The sequence below is a fragment of the Coprococcus intestinalis genome, assembly GCF_023656595.1.
In the GTDB taxonomy this organism is placed as follows: Bacteria; Bacillota; Clostridia; order Lachnospirales; family Lachnospiraceae; genus Coprococcus_A; species Coprococcus_A intestinihominis.
The window spans coordinates 93025-110275 of the sequence record NZ_JAMOKJ010000005.1 but is presented as its reverse complement, the minus strand read 5'-3'; the positions used below and the strand labels follow the sequence as shown (position 1 = coordinate 110275).

The 17251-nt window shown below is 43.4% G+C and carries 16 protein-coding genes; 13 read left to right on the top strand and 3 right to left on the bottom strand.

Going from position 1 to position 17251, the window contains the following annotated elements; all coding sequences use genetic code 11:
• Positions 1–25: 25 nt before the first annotated feature.
• The 4 genes from NBH03_RS05825 (at position 26) to NBH03_RS16085 (ending at position 4641) form a co-directional block, all read left to right on the top strand.
• On the top strand, positions 26–2353 hold the full coding sequence (locus tag NBH03_RS05825; RefSeq protein ID WP_250798080.1) for an HAD-IC family P-type ATPase: 2328 nt from the start codon (positions 26–28) through the stop codon (positions 2351–2353).
• 126 nt (positions 2354–2479) lie between these two features.
• A complete protein-coding gene (locus NBH03_RS05820) occupies positions 2480–3619 on the top strand; it encodes a M20/M25/M40 family metallo-hydrolase (protein ID WP_250798078.1) in 1140 nt (379 codons plus the stop codon).
• A gap of 278 nt (positions 3620–3897) precedes the next feature.
• Complete coding sequence (locus NBH03_RS05815) at positions 3898–4548, top strand: hypothetical protein (RefSeq protein WP_250798074.1); 651 nt, start codon at positions 3898–3900, stop codon at positions 4546–4548.
• Between the two features lie 12 nt (positions 4549–4560).
• Positions 4561–4641 carry a DUF6440 family protein gene (locus NBH03_RS16085; protein WP_334303174.1) on the top strand — a complete coding sequence of 27 codons (81 nt, stop codon included), beginning with the start codon at positions 4561–4563 and terminating at the stop codon, positions 4639–4641.
• A gap of 59 nt (positions 4642–4700) precedes the next feature.
• On the opposite strand, the gene NBH03_RS05805 is transcribed toward NBH03_RS16085, so the two are convergent.
• Both NBH03_RS05805 and NBH03_RS05800 read right to left on the bottom strand, forming a co-directional pair.
• Entirely contained in the window at positions 4701–6425 is a 1725-nt protein-coding gene (locus NBH03_RS05805; protein ID WP_250798073.1) for an ABC transporter ATP-binding protein, read from the bottom strand.
• Positions 6426–6649: 224 nt separating this feature from the next.
• Positions 6650–7132 (bottom strand): GNAT family N-acetyltransferase, encoded by a 483-nt coding sequence (locus NBH03_RS05800; protein WP_250798152.1) that lies wholly within the window; start codon positions 7130–7132, stop codon positions 6650–6652.
• 267 nt (positions 7133–7399) lie between these two features.
• On the opposite strand from NBH03_RS05800, the gene NBH03_RS05795 reads away from it, so the two are divergent.
• From NBH03_RS05795 to vapC, 7 genes are all read left to right on the top strand, one after another.
• Positions 7400–8161, top strand: a complete 762-nt coding sequence (locus tag NBH03_RS05795; RefSeq protein ID WP_250798072.1) for an EFR1 family ferrodoxin — start codon at positions 7400–7402, stop codon at positions 8159–8161.
• A complete protein-coding gene (locus tag NBH03_RS05790) occupies positions 8161–8856 on the top strand; it encodes an alpha/beta fold hydrolase (protein ID WP_250798071.1) in 696 nt (231 codons plus the stop codon). Before NBH03_RS05795 ends, NBH03_RS05790 begins: the two co-directional genes overlap by 1 nt.
• A 110-nt stretch (positions 8857–8966) precedes the next feature.
• Positions 8967–9182: a hypothetical protein gene (locus NBH03_RS05785; protein ID WP_215633229.1), complete on the top strand. Its 216-nt coding sequence runs from the start codon at positions 8967–8969 to the stop codon at positions 9180–9182.
• Positions 9183–9349: 167 nt separating this feature from the next.
• Positions 9350–9697: a PadR family transcriptional regulator gene (locus tag NBH03_RS05780; RefSeq protein ID WP_330371377.1), complete on the top strand. Its 348-nt coding sequence runs from the start codon at positions 9350–9352 to the stop codon at positions 9695–9697.
• On the top strand, positions 9687–10244 hold the full coding sequence (locus NBH03_RS05775; RefSeq protein ID WP_250798067.1) for a DUF2812 domain-containing protein: 558 nt from the start codon (positions 9687–9689) through the stop codon (positions 10242–10244). The genes NBH03_RS05780 and NBH03_RS05775 overlap by 11 nt, the downstream gene beginning before the upstream one ends.
• An 87-nt stretch (positions 10245–10331) precedes the next feature.
• Positions 10332–10562, top strand: coding sequence for a type II toxin-antitoxin system antitoxin VapB (vapB, locus tag NBH03_RS05770; protein ID WP_250798066.1), 231 nt, complete (start codon positions 10332–10334; stop codon positions 10560–10562).
• Positions 10559–10960 (top strand): type II toxin-antitoxin system tRNA(fMet)-specific endonuclease VapC, encoded by a 402-nt coding sequence (vapC, locus tag NBH03_RS05765; RefSeq protein ID WP_015515296.1) that lies wholly within the window; start codon positions 10559–10561, stop codon positions 10958–10960. Before vapB ends, vapC begins: the two co-directional genes overlap by 4 nt.
• A 243-nt stretch (positions 10961–11203) precedes the next feature.
• Here the strand turns inward: vapC and NBH03_RS05760 are convergent, their stop codons facing one another.
• Positions 11204–12448 carry a peptidoglycan-binding domain-containing protein gene (locus tag NBH03_RS05760; protein ID WP_420361084.1) on the bottom strand — a complete coding sequence of 415 codons (1245 nt, stop codon included), beginning with the start codon at positions 12446–12448 and terminating at the stop codon, positions 11204–11206.
• 441 nt (positions 12449–12889) lie between these two features.
• Between NBH03_RS05760 and NBH03_RS05755 the strand changes: the two genes are divergently transcribed.
• Together NBH03_RS05755 and carB are read left to right on the top strand one after the other, a co-directional pair.
• The gene (locus tag NBH03_RS05755) at positions 12890–13969 is read left to right on the top strand and encodes a carbamoyl phosphate synthase small subunit (RefSeq protein ID WP_227081708.1); all 1080 of its coding nucleotides are present in this window, start codon (positions 12890–12892) and stop codon (positions 13967–13969) included.
• Positions 13962–17162, top strand: a complete 3201-nt coding sequence (gene carB / locus NBH03_RS05750; RefSeq protein ID WP_015515299.1) for a carbamoyl-phosphate synthase large subunit — start codon at positions 13962–13964, stop codon at positions 17160–17162. The genes NBH03_RS05755 and carB overlap by 8 nt, the downstream gene beginning before the upstream one ends.
• Positions 17163–17251: the final 89 nt, after the last annotated feature.

Here is a 17251-nt window from a genome sequence, read left to right as displayed (position 1 = left end):
TGTACCATATAAAAAGGATGATTTTATGACGGAAGATTATAAGGGACTATCTGGGAGTGAAGTCAGCCAGAGAGTTGAAGCGGGAAAGGTCAATACCACCACTAACAGTATATCCCGAACGAAGAAAGAGATTTTTCGGGCGCATTTATGTACGTTCTTTAACTTTCTGAATGTTTTTCTCGGTGCACTTGTTCTGATGACAGGACAGATTAAGAATCTGACTTTTATGTTTACGATTATTGCCAATTCAGTCATTGGTATTATTCAGGAGTTAAAGGTCAAGAGTCTTGTGGATAAGCTGTCTGTGATTACAGCCTCGAAGGCGACGGTTATCAGGGATGGCACGAAGAAGCAGATACCGTTGGATGAGATTGTTGTGGATGATGTGATGGTGCTGGAAAGCGGTGATCAGATTGGTGCGGACTGTGTGGTTCTGGAAGCCCAGGGCATTGAAGTGAATGAATCCATGATTACCGGTGAATCTGTGGCTGTGAAGAAGCATGAAGGCGATGAGATGTTGTCGGGAAGCTTTCTTGTGGCCGGAAGCGGTGTGGCAAGGGTTATTCATGTGGGTAGTGAGAATTATGCTACGATTCTGGCAGCCAAAGCCAAAGACAAAAAGCGTGCCACATCGGAAATGCAGGATTCCATCGGCAGGATTATCAAGATTGTCGGTTTCCTGATTGTACCGGTTGGTATATTGCTTTTCCTTTCTCAGAGAGCCATTGAGGGAACCACCACATCCGATGCCATTGTTAACACCGTTGCCGGTGTTATCGGTATGATTCCGGAAGGGCTGGTACTTCTGACCAGTGTTTCATTTATTTTGGGTGTTGGCCGTCTGGCAAGAAAGCAGGCATTGGTGCAGGAGATGGAAGCTATTGAAGCACTGGCCCGTGTGAATGTGCTTTGCCTGGATAAAACCGGTACCATCACCACCGGTGATTTGGAAGTGGTGGAAGTTGTGCCTTGCGGGACTATGTCGGATGAGAAGATCAGAGAGGTCATGAATGAGATCACATTTGCATTCAATGATGTCAATCCGACCCAGCAGGCTTTGATGAATTATTTTGAAAAGACGCAGAAATGGCAGACAACGGATCTGATTCCGTTTTCCTCTGCGAGAAAATATCGTGCCATTGCCTTTGGCGAGCACGGAGCTTATGTGCTGGGTGCACCGGAATTCATTATGAAGAATGATGAAGAACTACTGAAGAAGAGCGAGACTTATGCACTGCAGGGCTATCGTGTGCTTTTGCTGGCAGAAACGGATCAGATTTCAAGTGCCGATGGTACGGTAGGAACACCAAAACCGGCAGCGCTGATTGTTATTTCCGACTGTGTCAGAGAAGAAGCACCGTCCACATTTGCTTATTTTGAAGCACAGCATGTGGCAATTAAGGTTATTTCCGGTGATAATCCGGCGACAGTTTCACAGATTGCTCAGAAGGCCGGTCTGAAGGATGGCGACAAATATATTGATGCTTCCACCTTGCCGGAGAGCTTTGATGAGCTGAAAAATGTTGTCAAGAACTATACGGTTTTCGGCCGTGTAACACCGGAGCAGAAGCAGCGTCTGATCAAGGCTTATCAGGCCAATAAATCGGTTGTCGGCATGGTGGGCGATGGTGTCAACGATGTTCTGGCTTTAAAGGATGCTGACTGTGGTATCGCCATGGCGGCGGGCAGTGATGCAGCGAAACAGGTGGCACATATCGTGCTGCTGGATTCAGATTTTGTTCATCTGAAGGAAATCGTCAGCGAAGGCCGTATGATTATCTCCAACATCGAGAGAGTGAGCTCTCTGTATCTGACAAAGACGATTTATTCATTGCTGTTGAATGTGATTTTTATCTTATTGGGACGTTCTTATCCGTTTGTGCCGATTCATCTGACACTGATCAGTACGGTGGCCATCGGTATTCCAAGTTTTATTCTGGCATTAGAACAGACCGAGACTGTGACCCAGAGCGGCTTCCTGAAGCATGTGCTTCGAGTCGCACTGCCTGGAGCTTTGACCATGGTGCTGAATATGCTGCTGATTCAGGGAATTTCTATTGTACTTGGGTTTGACAGCGGCATGACTGCGACGTATAATTTGATTGTGGCAGGCATGGTCAGCCTGATGGTACTGATGCGGGTATGTAACCCGATGAATAAGATCCGAAGTATTTTGTGCAACACGATGATCGTGATTTTTGTGGCTTGTGTCATTTTATTCCCGGATCTGTTCAGCATCAACAGTGTATTCAGCTGGAGAATGATCTTTATTGCACCGCTTGTTATTTTTACTTATTACAGTATGAAGTATCTGTCGGCAATTGTTCATTTTCTGTTAAGAAAACATATTTAGAATCAGGAGGCCGTCGCTGCCTGTCGAAGTCTTTCGGCAGTGGCGGCGGTTTTTATTTTTTTCTGAAATTCGAGCATTAAAGATATCGCTGAGTGATTGAGTCATCGGCGTTAGGGAGGTATTTGTATGGATATAAAAACTTTTGCAAAGGAACATTTTGAGGAATACAAAGCGTTGATCTGTCAGTTGACAGCAATTCCGGCGCCGTCTCATCATGAGGAAAGGAGAGTTGCGTTTATCTGTGAGTATCTGCATCAGTTGGGATATGGCCAGGCGTTTATTGATGATACGAAGAATGTGATCTGTGAGGTAAAAGGCAGTGATTTGGAGGCACCGGTGCATATTTTTATGGCGCATACGGATACGGTTTTCCCTGATGAGATAGAGATTCCGGTTGTTGTAGAAGACGGCTGCATTAAGGCACCGGGAGTTGGGGATGATACCACCAATGTGTGTGCGATTCTGATGACTTTGAAATATTTATCTGAGAAAAAGATTGTGCCAAAACAAACCATGGTTTTTGCCTTGAATTCCTGTGAGGAGGGACTTGGCAATTTGAAGGGATGCAGAGCTCTTGTGAAACAGTATACAGGAAGAATCGGGCAGTTGGTTTCTTACGATTGCGGATACAATGCGGGAACCGTCTGGGCTGTCGGTTCGAGACGTTATGAGATTCGTATTCGGACTACCGGTGGACATTCCTATGCAGATTTTGGAGCGACCAATGCGATTGCGGTGGCTGCGGATATGATTCATGATTTTTATGAGATAGACACCAATACGATGCCGGGAAAAACGACGTACAATGTAGGATTGATCGAAGGCGGTACATCAGTGAATACCATTGCTCAGGATGTGAAGATTCTCTATGAATATCGTTCAGACAGAATGATGGGACTGGAGCTGATGGAAAGAGAAATGTCAGCGATTATTGATAAATATACAGATCGTGAAGATGCCAGAGTGGATATTGAGATGATCGGGGACAGACCTTCTATGGGTCAGGTAGACAAAAAGAAAATGGCGGAGCTGCAGAAGCGGGCAGAAGGGATTATTTTCAGAAATACCGGTGTGATGCCGATGTTCGGAAGTGGATCTACAGACTGCAATATTCCGTTGTCCATGGGCATACCGGCCATCTGCTTCGGCGTCTATCTGGGTGGCGGACAGCATACAAGAGAAGAATATGTCCGAATCGATTCACTGGAAACAGGCCTGTGTGCGGCCATGGAAATGATTTGCGAGGATATGACGAACCCGCTGTAGGAAAGGACTGGTTTCTTATTGACGGTTGAATATATCGTATTCTTCTATGAAACGTCGCACACCCGTGCGAAATGTTTCATAGAAGAACACGATATATTCAACCTGTGAATTGAGGGAAACCAACGCTTTGATGACAGCGGGATTGTCATATTCTCTTTGGAAAGTGGACAGTCGGGGAGAATGTTTCGGAAAGAAGGATATGATGTCAGAAGGATATTATATTTCTCAGATGAAAAAGAATGTATTGAAATATAAATTGTAATAGTGAGGAAAATACCGTGAAGATAAATAGAATGGCTGTTGTACAGGGGCTGAATCTTGAGCCTGTTCCGGGACAGTTAAGATATGGCTGCGGGATGACTGATTTTGAGGACTTTTATGACATTGCTGAATACGTGAATGAAAAAGCATATTTGGGCAATCAGATTGTTTTTGGCGATTATGAAACTGGGGCAGTGTATATACCTTTTGAAAAGGAAAGGAATATTGCCTATGGCGGAGTTGAATGGATAGAAGGTTACTTTTATTTTTTAAAGGCTGATTTTAGCAAAAAGACGGTGGCGATTATGCAATATCGGCCGGATTGGGACTGTAAGGAATACTTCAGTATCGGAATGGCTGAAGTAGAATTGTATAATTTGCGTATTGTTGGGACACCGGCGCATTTAATCAGTCAGGATGAGGAAATGCGGTGTTATTATCCGGAGCAATTTTCAATTAAGCTTTCAACTCGGGAAAGTGTGATTGAAATTGTGGACAATCATATCTATTGCAGCTGTTGGGAGGAAGAAGGCGTTGCTGAGTGTGAGATCACAGAAGACTATAAATATTATGAAAAACTGATCGTCAGAAATAGATTCGGTGATGTGGTGTCAGAGGAACCGGGGGCATTGACACGGCTGCCGAATGGCCAGTGGTGGTTGTCGTAGAAGCTGCCGCGGATGTATCAGATAGCAGGTGTGAATTACCTTTTTCATGCAAGCGGGAATGCCGCCGGTTTGACACCGCTGACCGCTGCCTGACAGAGATGGAAAACCGGTGTTTTCTCCGATTATGAGTGAATAGGTTCACTGAATCAATATTAGATCATGTTGTAATAGGCTGCATAAATGCCATTTTTATCAAGCAGTGTCTCATGTGTTCCGCGTTCGGCAATGCCGTTTTCAGTGAGGACAATGATTTCATCTGCATTTTTAATAGTGGACAGACGGTGAGCGATGGTGATCGTTGTACGGTCTCTGGAGAGTTCCTCCAGACTGTGCTGGATCCATCGCTCACTTTCGTTGTCCAGGGCACTGGTTGCTTCATCAAGAATAAGAATCGGCGGATTCTTCAAGAAGACCCGGGCAATGGAAATACGCTGCTTCTGGCCGCCGGAAAGTCTGGCACCGCGTTCACCGACAAAGGTATCATATTGATTGGGCAATTCCATGATGAAGTCATGGATATTGGCACGTTTGGCAGCTGCAATAATTTCATCTTCTGAGGCATCTGGTTTGCCGTAAGCAATGTTATCGCGGATGGATCCGGAGAACAGATAGACATCCTGCTGTACAACGCCAATCCGGCTTCGCAGACTTTTTAGAGTGAGGGTGCGGACATCGTGACCATCAATTGTGATCCGGCCATCGGTTACATCGTAGAAGCGGGGCAGCAGGGAGCATATGGTTGTCTTACCGCCGCCGGAAGGACCGACCAGTGCGACGGATCTGCCGGCAGGAATATCAATGGATACATGGGAGAGAACGGTTGTCTCATCGTCGCTGTAATGGAAAGAGACATCTTCATAGCAGACATGACCTTTCACATTGGCAAGATCCACGGCATCCGGTGCATCCTGAATATCCGGCACGGTTTCCATAACATCAAGAAAACGGCGGAAACCGGAAAGACCCTTCTGCATCATTTCCATCAGTTCTACCAGAATCTGTATCGGACTGATGAAGATGCCGATATACAGGGCATACATAGCCAGATCGGCAGCAGACATTTCGCCATTGGCGATTAAGAAACCGCCATAAACCAGTGTGACAAGATACATCATGCCCTGGAAGAACAGATTGGAGCTCATGAATTCCCCCATACATCTGTAGTTGTCCTTTTTGGAAACAAGGAATGCCTGATTGCTCCGTCGAAACTTTTCTTTCTCGATGTCTTCATTTGTAAAGGATTGAACCACACGGATGCCGGCTAAAGTATCCTGCAGGCTGGCATTAACATCCCCGATTTTTCTTCTGTTTTCCATGAATGTCCGCTGCATCTTTTGATTCTGACGGAAAGAGAAGAAAAACATGACAATGACAAGGAAAATCAGAGGCAGAGCAAGCTTCCTGTTGATGACAAAAAGGAAGATGAAGGCACCGACAATTTTGATCAGAGAAATGAACAGATTCTCCGGACCATGGTGGGCAAACTCAGAAATATCGAACAGGTCACTGACCAGTTTGCTCATCATCTGGCCGGAATTATTCTGGCTGTAATAAGAAAAAGACAATTTTTCATAATGCTCAAAGAGCTGCTGACGCATATCCCGTTCCATGTTGGCACCCATCATATGGCCCTGATAGCTGACATAATATTTGCATAGGCTCTGGATCACGTACATCAGAAACAATCCGATGCCAATCCATGGGAGGACATGCAGGATGATGCTTTTATCCTGAGTGAAAAGTGTTTTGGTGGCTGTCCGCAGAATCTGCGGATAGGAAAGGTCTACAAGGCTGATGATGGCTGCACAGAGCAGGTCAATAAAAAAGACCACTTTATAGGGGCCGTAGTAATGAATGAATTTTTTGAGTGTATGCATAAAAAGTTCCTTTCATCATATGATTTCTATTTGGTCAGTCATGACGTTGATTTTATTATAAAGGAATACGGGCACTATGACAAGCTGTTCATTCAAGTCATTTACCGGCCCCGTTTTTATGGTATAGTGATAGAAAATCCGGATTTGTGAAGTTGGAGGAAAAGGTATGACAGAAGGGGAAAAATCTTGTTTTTGACGAATAGAGAAAAGGACATTCAGATGTATTAAAACGTTAATCGCATCTGATGCCATACCACATTTCCGTGGACAGATTCTGAAATGCCTTCGTCCACGAAACCAAAGGAGGCATAATAATGGATCAGCTTGTCTTTGCAGGTTAATACCAGACCTTTTCGGTGCTGGGCTTTTGCGTCGAAAATGGCTCTTCGGATTAATTCTCCTGCATAGCCATGCTGACGATAAGAGGGGATGGTATTGACACCGAAAATCATTTGCCATGCCCCTTTTTCATTGTGCATAGAGGCGTTTTCATACATTTCATCAGTTAAATCCGGATGGTCGGTAACAAAGCCATCTACAAAGGCAATGAGTTTGTCTGCATCAAACATCAGCCAGAAATGATCGCCGTAAAATTTAATCCGTTCTGCAAATTCTTCTTTTGTTGCGGCTTCTGCTGCAGGGAAACATTCTGCTTCAACAGCAGCAATCGCATCAAGGTCATTGATGGTGGCAGTTCTTATCTTCATATGATGCCATAGATTATTCGATTCGATATGTGATTTTTTTAATTCATTTTTAAAAATTTTTTCATTGTCCATGAGAACCTCACCCACATTTAAATTTTGAAAATTATATCATAAATTTAAATATTAATCAATCAAAACATATGATGATATACTTGTGTAAATATTGAATAAGGAATGACAAGTGGATCTATATGATATATGAAAATATACAGCCACTTATTTTTGTGATATAGTGTTGGTAGAAACAACTGTACTTGGAGGTATACGATGATTTTTTGTTTTTCAGGAACCGGCAACAGCCGATATATTGCACAGCGGATTGCAGAGGCTCTGCAGGAACCGATGATAGATTTAAATGCCAGAATTAAAGATAACGATACGACAACAGTGGATACCGGCAGTGATGTCGTCATGGTGACACCGACTTATGCATGGCGTATTCCCAAAATTGTTTCGGAATGGATGGCGAAAACAAAATGGACAGGTGCGAAGCGTATCTGGTTTGTGATGGATTGTGGCAGTGAAATCGGTAATGCAGCAAAGTATAATCGCAGCCTGGCAGAACAAAAACAGCTTAACTATATGGGAACAGCACAGATTGTTATGCCGGAGAATTATATCGCCATGTTCAATGCACCACAGGTGGATGAGGCACAGCAGATTACGGCAAAAGCGGAACCTGATATTCAGGCAGCAATCAAATGTATTCAGAAGAAGCAGGAATTTCCTGTACCGAGGAATAATTTGTATGACCGTTTGATGAGTGGACCGGTGAACCCGATTTTTTATAAAATGATTGTAAAAGCGGATGACTTTAAAGCAAGTGAAGCCTGTACTGGATGCGGATTGTGTGTTAGAAAATGTCCGATGAACAATATTCAACTTCGGGAGAAAAAGCCGGTGTGGGGCAAAAACTGTACCCATTGTATGGCCTGCATCTGCTATTGTCCGACGGAAGCCATTGAGTATGGCAAAAAGAGCGTTGGCAAACCGAAGTATCAATTTGAAAAGCTGACAGGGGTGAAGTGATGGAGATAAAACTGCATTATCAGGAAAAAGGGGAAGGCGAACCGATGATTCTTCTGCATGGAAACGGGGAGGAGGGTTCTTATTTTGCACATCAAATGGACTATTTCAGCAGGAATTATCGTGTGATTGTGGTGGATACAAGAGGGCATGGACAGTCACCCAGGGGAACGGCGTCATTTACCATTGCTCAGTTTGCAAAGGATTTGCATGATTTTATGGATGAGCTTGACATTTCAAAGGCAGTGATTCTTGGCTTTTCAGATGGGGCCAATATTGCCATGAGGTTCGTTCTTAAATATCCTGAAAGGGTAAAGGCTCTGATATTAAACGGAGGCAATCTGAACCCGAAAGGTGTAAAGCCTATCACGCAGATCCCGATTGAGATCGGTTACAGAATAGCCTCGAAATTCGCTTCAAAATCAGCTGGGGCGAGGAAAAATGCGGAAATGCTGGGACTGATGGTGAATGATCCGAATATTGAGGCAGAAGAATTGTCTAAGATCACGGTTCCGACTCTTGTTATTTCCGGAACGAAGGATATGATTAAGGAATCTCACACAAAGGAGATTGCCAAAGCACTGCCAAATGCAAAGCTGGCTATTATAGAGGGCAGTCATTTTGTTGCCAATCAGAATTCGAAGGTATTTAACCGGGTGGTGGAGCAGTGGCTATCGCAGGTGCAGCATGAAAGATGAAAAGGAAGCAAAAAAAGTTGGCCTTGGAAAAAATATCGCAATGAAAAGAAAAGATATTGTCAAAAGGTGGAATTGCTTATATTACAAAATGAATTTAAGGTGGGGTAATAATGTTTATACAACCGGACCATACATACAGAGATATTCAGGAAAAATCCTTCCAGCAGTGGCTGGATGAAATGGAGCAGCATGAGGATTTGGCTGTCAGCGGCGGCGTCAAACTGGCCAGAGAATATGTACAGTATTTGAAAGATGAGATAAAGCGTCAGGAAGAATCCAATCAGCTGAAAATAGACTATATGAAAAAACTGAAAAACGGCAGATAACGATAGGAGCAACAGACTAAACATCAGGAAACAGAAGAGAGATGTTTAGTCTGTTTTTTTGTGTAGCAAGAGTTAGAGTTGTAAGTTGACAACTATATCGCACTGTGATATAGTATATATAACGAAGTGCGATATATTGAACGTTGATATAGAGTACAGCAATATCGATGAACGAAAGAGGAAAGACAATGGATGCCCACATTAGAAAAGTTTATGTTCCAATGACTGAAACAGGGTTTTACATTTTATATTGCCTGCAGGAAGAAATGCATGGTTACAATATCGGATTGAGAGTGAAGGTGATGACCTGCGGAGAAGTCACCATCAGTCCTGGAACGATGTACGGAACATTATCCAAGATGGAGAAGGATGGTTTGATTTCTTTTTTGAGGGAAGAAGATAAGCGGAAGATTTACCAGATCACGGATTTGGGGAGAGATGTGCTGAATCTGGAATTGGCGAGAATTGAACGATTGTACAAGAACAGTAAGGGGGAACGGTACAATGGCAGATAAGAAGGAGATGAAGATTTTTACCTTAAGTGAATATGAGGAAGAAGAACAGTATTTGAATCAGATGGCACGGAGTGGGTATTTGTTTGAGAAAGTCACTTTGCCGGGAGTTTACCATTTCAGGAAGACAGCTCCGGTGAATATGGTTTATAGAATAGATTTTAACCCCAAGAAGAAGGAAGACTGGGACAGCTATAAGCAGATGTATCAAGACTATGGATGGACCTATATCCAGGATTTAAATGAATACAGCTATTTTTGCAAAGTGGCAGAGGATGAGGAAGAAGCAAATGAGATTTTTAGTGATAATCAGTCTCGAATCGATATGATGGACCGCATTATCCGGCGAAAGATGCTGCCGATTGTAGCCATCTTTTTATGCTGTGTCATTCCCCAGGCAGTTCGTATGGCAGACGGTATGTATATAGATAGAGTGTCTATTGCATTTTATATTTTATGGGTGATTTTGATTGTGCTGTATGTTTATTTGATTGCCCGAAGTACAGCAGGGTTTGTAAGATTGAGAAAGAAGTATGAGATGGAGAAGTAAGGCTTCATTTAATCATCATCAGTTAATCTTTTTATTGAATAAAATATATATCGTGGTATATACTAATAATAGAAAGGGGCTGATTTTATGATGACGGCAAAAGTTTTTGAAAACGGAAGGAGCCAGGCTGTGAGACTGCCAAAAGAATGTAGATTTAACACAGATGAGGTAGCTGTTAATAAAATTGGGGAAATTGTATTGTTGGTTCCGAAATCAAGTAAATGGAATTCATTTATGCAGGCTATAGACATGTTTTCGGATGATTTTATGGAAGATGGGCGAGATAATGATATAAAGCAGGAGCGTGAATCATTATGAGATATATGCTGGATACCAATATATGTATCTATGCAATAAAGCATAAGCCAGAACAAGCATTTAAGCGGCTGCAAGAACACGACCCATCGGAAATATGTATTTCTTCTGTTACATATGCAGAATTGGTACATGGTGTAGAAAAGAGCAAATCAATTGAAAAGAACAGGCTTGCATTAGCATTATTGTTGGCAAATATTGAAATAATAAGTTTTGACTCTTTAGCTGCTGAAAGTTATGGAAAAATTAGAGCTGATTTAGAAAAAGCAGGAAATCCCATTGGACCATTGGATATGATGATTGCAGGACATGCAAAATCACTTAAGTATACTGTTGTAACAAATAACACAAAAGAGTTTGAACGGGTACAGGGATTGAAACTTGAAAACTGGGCAAAGTGATTTTAGTCTAAAATTACTTTGCCGGAAATTCAATACACTCAGAAAATAACAGAAGATGAAACAGACAGCAGAATGACTGGAACAATGGAATGGTCATATCTATGGCTTTGTCCGTTGAAACGTTTCGTACGGGTGTACGTTGTTTCAACGGACAAAGAACATGAGATATGGACAGATTGTGCCTAGGTGCTGTTTGTTTCATTTCCTGTTATACAAAGACTATTTGTTTTCGGCTCAAAATTTTTAGTTTAATTCAGCGATTCTTGAAACACCCACATAGATCTGGCTGATCTTATACCATGTGGCATAATCCGTCACCCCGGTCTGAGGGAGATTGAAGATCTTCTGGAATGTCCGTACAGCCTCTGCGGTCTGATTGCCATAGATGCCGTCTGCCGCTATTTTCGGAATAGCCGGATAATTATCGGAGATACGGTTTAATTGCTCCTGCATCTGCTGGACCTTCTGGCCGGAACTGCCGATGGTGAGATCGTAACCCGGCCAGGAGCTTGGAATGCCGCTGATCTGTTCTGCAGAGTTAATATAGATATCATCCCCATAGTAATAGCGCAGAATCTCAATGGGTGAATAACCCTGTTCGCCCAGATCCTTAGAGCCCCACTGGCTCATCCAGTTTGGGCAGGAGACTCGGCGACCGTCACAGTACTGGGTGAGAATCGGCTGCAGGACACCCGGACGGGAGAGATAGTTGGAGAAAATCATATCCACTGTTTCGGATATGTTTTCAAAAATATTTCTTCCATAGACAAAGAAATGGTCGTAGGCAGTGGAGTTGGTGATAGTAAAATCATAACCCTTATTGCGATACCATTCAGTGAACACTCTGTTGAGGGTGAAGGAGATAATGGCCAGACAGTTGGCGATAATGGAGGATTCCGGCCAGGTGGCGTAGATTTCACTGGAAGCGACGTTTTTGATATATTCTTTAAATGGAATATAATAATTGGCAGCTCTGGTATCTGTAGGCGGTCCGTCGTGGACGATGATGGTTTCGGGAATGACAACACGGCTTAGTACGACTTCACCGGATTCAGAGACATCTTTGATTTCCGCTTCTGCGATTTTAGGCGGGAAATTACCGTATAGGGTATGAGGCGGTACAACGATCGGAGAAGCTTCGATGTTGGCCAGCGGCATAAGTCGGGCGCTCTGAAGGGCAGTAACGTTGGCTAGTATCTGAGCACCGCTGATTGTCAGATTGGAATAACCTTCAGCCTGAACGGTGAAATTATACTCTGAATAGGGTTGGGCACTGCTGCTCTCCAGACTGTAAGAAACAGGAGGGGCAGGCAATTCAATGGTGGGTGTTTCACCGGAATTATCTGTTGTCAGTTCCTCAATAATATTGTCTGGATTTCCGGTATCTGTAACCTGAATCACGGCATTTTCGATGGGAGTATAATCATTGCGGCCTGTGACGGCAAGCTGCAGGCGACCGTAGGAAGCGGCGGATACCTGGGCCGGCATAACAGGAACTGGGGATGAAGCCATGGGTGTAAACCTCAATAGGGAATTGATTTATTATATGCATATTTGACGAAAAGATGACGGAGAAAGCATGCATTATGTGAAAAATTATGCATACAAAAATTTTCAGATAATCATATAATTATTTAGGTTGAATTTGCTTTTAATCTATGGTATACTTCATGCAGTTTAAAATTCAGTGTCGAAAGATATTGAATATAAGTGACTTTTGGAAGTTATTTACAAAAAAGGACAGGAGTGGAAGTATCAATGATGTGTTTATATTCGCAAAGCTTGAAAATGCATATTTATACAAAATTTTCCATTTTCTGTTTATATTTATTAACTTAAAAAAAGAGGTTTCATGTTATTGTCTTTTCTATTTTTGACATGAAATTATCTTTTTTTTTTGCAAATTAGGAGAAAGGATCAGGTGAGAAAATGAAAGCGTTTCTGATTTTGGCAGACGGTACTGTTTATGAAGGAGAAAGCATCGGTTCTACCAGAGAAGTTATCAGTGAAATTGTGTTTAATACATCTATGACAGGTTATTTGGAAATTTTAACAGATCCGTCCTATTGCGGCCAGTCTGTCGTTATGACGTATCCGTTGATTGGCAATTATGGTGTATGTTATGAGGATATGGAGGATCCGGAATCTTATGTAGACGGTTATATCGTCAGAGAGATCTCCAATAGCCCAAGCAACTTCAGAAGTGAAGATAAACTTGAAAAATTCCTGGTGGATCATGATATCGCCGGCATCCAGGGCATTGATACACGTGCATTGACAAAACGTCTGAGAAACTACGGTACAATGAACGGCATGATCACAACCAATGAAAATTTTGTTCTGGAAGAGGTTCTTCCGAAGATTAAGGCATACAAAGTAACAGATGCGGTAAAACGTGTCAGCTGCAAGGAGAAGACAGTCCTTCCGGGTGACGGCATGAAAGTAGCTTTGATGGATTTCGGCGCAAAGAAAAACATTGCCAAATCCCTGAATGAGCGCGGATGTGAAGTAACGATTTATCCGGCGTATACATCTGCCGAAGAGATTATTGCTTCCAATCCGGACGGTATTATGCTGTCAAACGGCCCCGGCGACCCAAAGGATTGCGGACCGATCATTGAAGAACTGAAGAAGCTTTATGCAACAGATATTCCGATTTTTGCAATCTGTCTTGGACATCAGCTGATGGCGCTGGCCAATGGCGCTGATACAAGAAAGATGAAATGGGGGCATAGAGGTGCCAATCATCCGGTCAAAGATCTGACAACAGGCCGTGTGTATATGTCTTCACAGAACCATGGTTATGTGGTAGCAGATAAGACAGTACCGGAAGATGTAGCTGAGATCAGTTTCATTAATGCCAATGATGCCAGCACAGAAGGTCTGCATTACCTTGGCAAGAATATTTTTACGGTGCAGTTCCATCCTGAAGCCTGCCCGGGTCCACAGGATACAGCGTTCCTTTTCGATAAATTCATAGACATGATGGAGGTCAATAAAGATGCCTAAGAATAATAGTATTAAAAAAGTTCTGGTTATTGGTTCTGGTCCGATTGTCATAGGACAGGCAGCAGAGTTTGATTACGCAGGTACACAGGCCTGCCGTTCTCTGAAAGAAGAAGGTATTGAGGTTGTACTGGTCAATTCCAATCCGGCAACCATCATGACGGATAAACAGATTGCAGACAAAGTGTATATTGAACCGCTGACAACAGAGGTTTTGAAGAAGATTATCAAGAAAGAAGAACCGGACAGCATTCTTCCGACACTTGGCGGACAGGCTGCACTGAATCTGGCTATGGAGCTGGATGAGAGCGGATTCCTGGTTGAAAATCGTGTCAGAATGATCGGTACTTCTTCACAGACCATCAAGAAAGCCGAAGACCGTCTGGCATTCAAAGAGACAATGGAGAAGATCGGCGAGCCATGTGCAGCCAGTGAAGTCTGCACAACACTTCAGGGATGTTTTGATTTTGCAGAGAAGAACGGTTATCCGGTTGTTATCAGACCAGCTTATACACTGGGCGGCAGCGGCGGCGGTATTGCCCATGATGCACAGCAGCTGCATGATATTGCCAGCAATGGTCTGAGACTGAGCCGTGTCGGTCAGGTCCTTGTTGAACGCTATATCGGCGGTTGGAAAGAAATTGAATATGAAGTGATCCGAGACAGCTACGGCAACTGCATTACCGTATGTAATATGGAGAATATCGACCCTGTGGGCGTTCATACAGGAGACAGTATCGTTGTGGCACCTTCACAGACTCTGGGGGATAAAGAGTATCAGATGCTTCGTACATCTGCCCTGAACATCATTCAGGAACTGGATATCCACGGCGGCTGCAACGTACAGTATGCACTGAATCCAAACAGTTTTGAATATTGTGTTATCGAGGTTAATCCGCGTGTATCCCGTTCTTCAGCGTTAGCTTCCAAGGCAACCGGTTACCCGATCGCCAAAGTTGCTGCCAAGATCGCTCTGGGTTATGCCTTGGATGAAATCAAGAATGCGGTTACCGGCAAAACATACGCCAGCTTTGAACCGGCCCTTGATTATGTGGTTGTCAAAATCCCGAAATGGCCTTTTGATAAATTTATTACAGCGAAACGTACACTGACGACTCAGATGAAAGCCACAGGCGAGGTTATGAGTATCTGCCAGAATTTCGAAGGTGCGCTGATGAAAGCCATCCGTTCTCTGGAACAGAATATTTACAGCCTGGATTACGGCAAATACCATGAGCTGACAGATGAAGAACTGAAAGAACATTTATATAGAATTGATGACAGACGTCTTTTCTGTATCGCAGAGGCTATTCGTCGTGGTTATACACTGGAAGAAATCCATGCCATCAATAAGATCGATCTCTGGTTCCTGGATAAGATCGCCAACCTTGTCAAGATGGAACAGCGTCTGAAAACAGAGCCGATGTCTGTTGAACTGATGAAAGAAGCAAAGCGTATGGAATTCCCTGATAAGGCCATTGCTGAGTTTACACATCAGTCCGAAGCAGAAGTGAAAGCTTATCGTTACAGAAACGATATCGTTGCAGCATTCAAGATGGTTGATACATGTGCAGCTGAGTTTGAATCCGAAACACCATATTATTATTCATGCTTCGGCAATGAAAATGAAGTTGAAGTTGGCGAGAAGATGCGTAAGAAAGTCCTTGTACTGGGTTCAGGCCCAATCCGTATCGGTCAGGGTATAGAGTTTGACTACTGCTCCGTTCACAGTGTATGGGCATTCGCAGACTGCGGTTATGAGACAATTATTGTCAACAACAACCCGGAAACAGTCAGCACGGACTTTGATATTGCAGATAAACTGTATTTCGAACCATTAACACCTGAAGATGTGGAGAATATCGTTCGTTTGGAGCATCCGGACGGTGCGGTTGTTCAGTTCGGCGGCCAGACAGCCATTAAACTGACACAGGCCATCATGAAGATGGGTGTGCCGATTTACGGTACACAGGCAGAGGATGTAGATGCAGCTGAAGACAGAGAGCTGTTTGATGAAATCCTTGAGAAGTGTAAGATCCCGAGACCTGCAGGCACAACAGTATTCACAACAGAAGAAGCATTGAAGGCAGCCAACCATCTGGGTTACCCGGTACTGATCCGTCCTTCCTATGTTCTTGGCGGACAGGGTATGCAGATTGCAGTTAATGACGGCGATATTGTCGAATTTATGAATATTATCAATCAGACAGTTCAGGAACATCCGATCCTGATCGATAAGTATCTGATGGGTAAGGAAGTCGAAGTGGATGGTGTCTGCGACGGCAAAGATGTCCTGATCCCTGGCATCATGGAACATATTGAGAGAGCCGGTATCCACAGCGGTGATAGTATTTCCATCTATCCTGCACAGCATTTGAGCGATGCCGTTATTGATAAGATTGAAGATTACACAGCGAAACTGGCGAAAGGCCTGCATGTCAAAGGTCTTCTGAACATTCAGTTTATTGTATATCAGGAAGAGGTTTATGTTATTGAAGTAAACCCTCGTTCAAGCCGTACGGTACCTTATATCAGCAAGGTAACCGGTATTCCGATTGTCGATATTGCATCAAAATGTATCGTGGGCAAGACAATCAGAGAGCTTGGTTATGAGCCGGGTCTTCAGAAGAAAGCAGATTATATTGCCATCAAACAGCCGGTATTCTCATTCGAGAAACTGCGTGGTGCCGAGACAAGCCTTGGACCTGAAATGAAGTCAACGGGCGAAGTCCTTGGTATTGCCAAGACATTTGAGGAAGCCCTGTACAAATCATTTATCGGTGCCGGCATCAATCTGCCGCGGACAAAGAAGATGATCTGTACAGTCAATGATGCGGACAAAGATGAATTAGTACCGATCGCAGCACGCTTCCAGAAATTGGGTTATACCATCTATGCAACCCGCAGCACTGCAGATAAGCTTATTGAGAACGGCATTCCTGCCATCAAGATCAAGAAGATTTCTGCAGGCTCACCAAATGCGCTGGATCTGATCCTTGCCGGTGAAGTCGACCTTGTTATCGATACACCGACACAGGGCCGTGACAAGAGCAGAGATGGTTTCCTGATCCGTCGAAATGCCATTGAGACAGGATGCACATGTCTGACATCCTTGGATACAGCGGCAGCATTGGTAACAAGCCTTGAAAATGCCAATATGGAGACACTTTCCGTGATTGATATCGCAGAAATCTAAAAGCTTCTGACATTTTGACGGTATGAAAAGATTCATGCTGGTCAATTGAGAAAAAGTATGCTAAACTAAATACAAAATATGGAAAAGAC

Coding starts and splice junctions, on each gene's coding strand:
- NBH03_RS05825 (WP_250798080.1), top strand. CDS start 26: ATGACGGAAGATTATAAGGGACTATCTGGGAGTGAAGTCAGCCAGAGA.
- NBH03_RS05820 (WP_250798078.1), top strand. CDS start 2,480: ATGGATATAAAAACTTTTGCAAAGGAACATTTTGAGGAATACAAAGCG.
- NBH03_RS16085 (WP_334303174.1), top strand. CDS start 4,561: ATGTATCAGATAGCAGGTGTGAATTACCTTTTTCATGCAAGCGGGAAT.
- NBH03_RS05805 (WP_250798073.1), bottom strand. CDS start 6,425: ATGCATACACTCAAAAAATTCATTCATTACTACGGCCCCTATAAAGTG.
- NBH03_RS05800 (WP_250798152.1), bottom strand. CDS start 7,132: ATGAAGATAAGAACTGCCACCATCAATGACCTTGATGCGATTGCTGCT.
- NBH03_RS05795 (WP_250798072.1), top strand. CDS start 7,400: ATGATTTTTTGTTTTTCAGGAACCGGCAACAGCCGATATATTGCACAG.
- NBH03_RS05790 (WP_250798071.1), top strand. CDS start 8,161: ATGGAGATAAAACTGCATTATCAGGAAAAAGGGGAAGGCGAACCGATG.
- NBH03_RS05785 (WP_215633229.1), top strand. CDS start 8,967: ATGTTTATACAACCGGACCATACATACAGAGATATTCAGGAAAAATCC.
- NBH03_RS05780 (WP_330371377.1), top strand. CDS start 9,350: ATGAACGAAAGAGGAAAGACAATGGATGCCCACATTAGAAAAGTTTAT.
- NBH03_RS05775 (WP_250798067.1), top strand. CDS start 9,687: ATGGCAGATAAGAAGGAGATGAAGATTTTTACCTTAAGTGAATATGAG.
- vapB (WP_250798066.1), top strand. CDS start 10,332: ATGATGACGGCAAAAGTTTTTGAAAACGGAAGGAGCCAGGCTGTGAGA.
- vapC (WP_015515296.1), top strand. CDS start 10,559: ATGAGATATATGCTGGATACCAATATATGTATCTATGCAATAAAGCAT.
- NBH03_RS05760 (WP_420361084.1), bottom strand. CDS start 12,448: ATGCCGGCCCAGGTATCCGCCGCTTCCTACGGTCGCCTGCAGCTTGCC.
- NBH03_RS05755 (WP_227081708.1), top strand. CDS start 12,890: ATGAAAGCGTTTCTGATTTTGGCAGACGGTACTGTTTATGAAGGAGAA.
- carB (WP_015515299.1), top strand. CDS start 13,962: ATGCCTAAGAATAATAGTATTAAAAAAGTTCTGGTTATTGGTTCTGGT.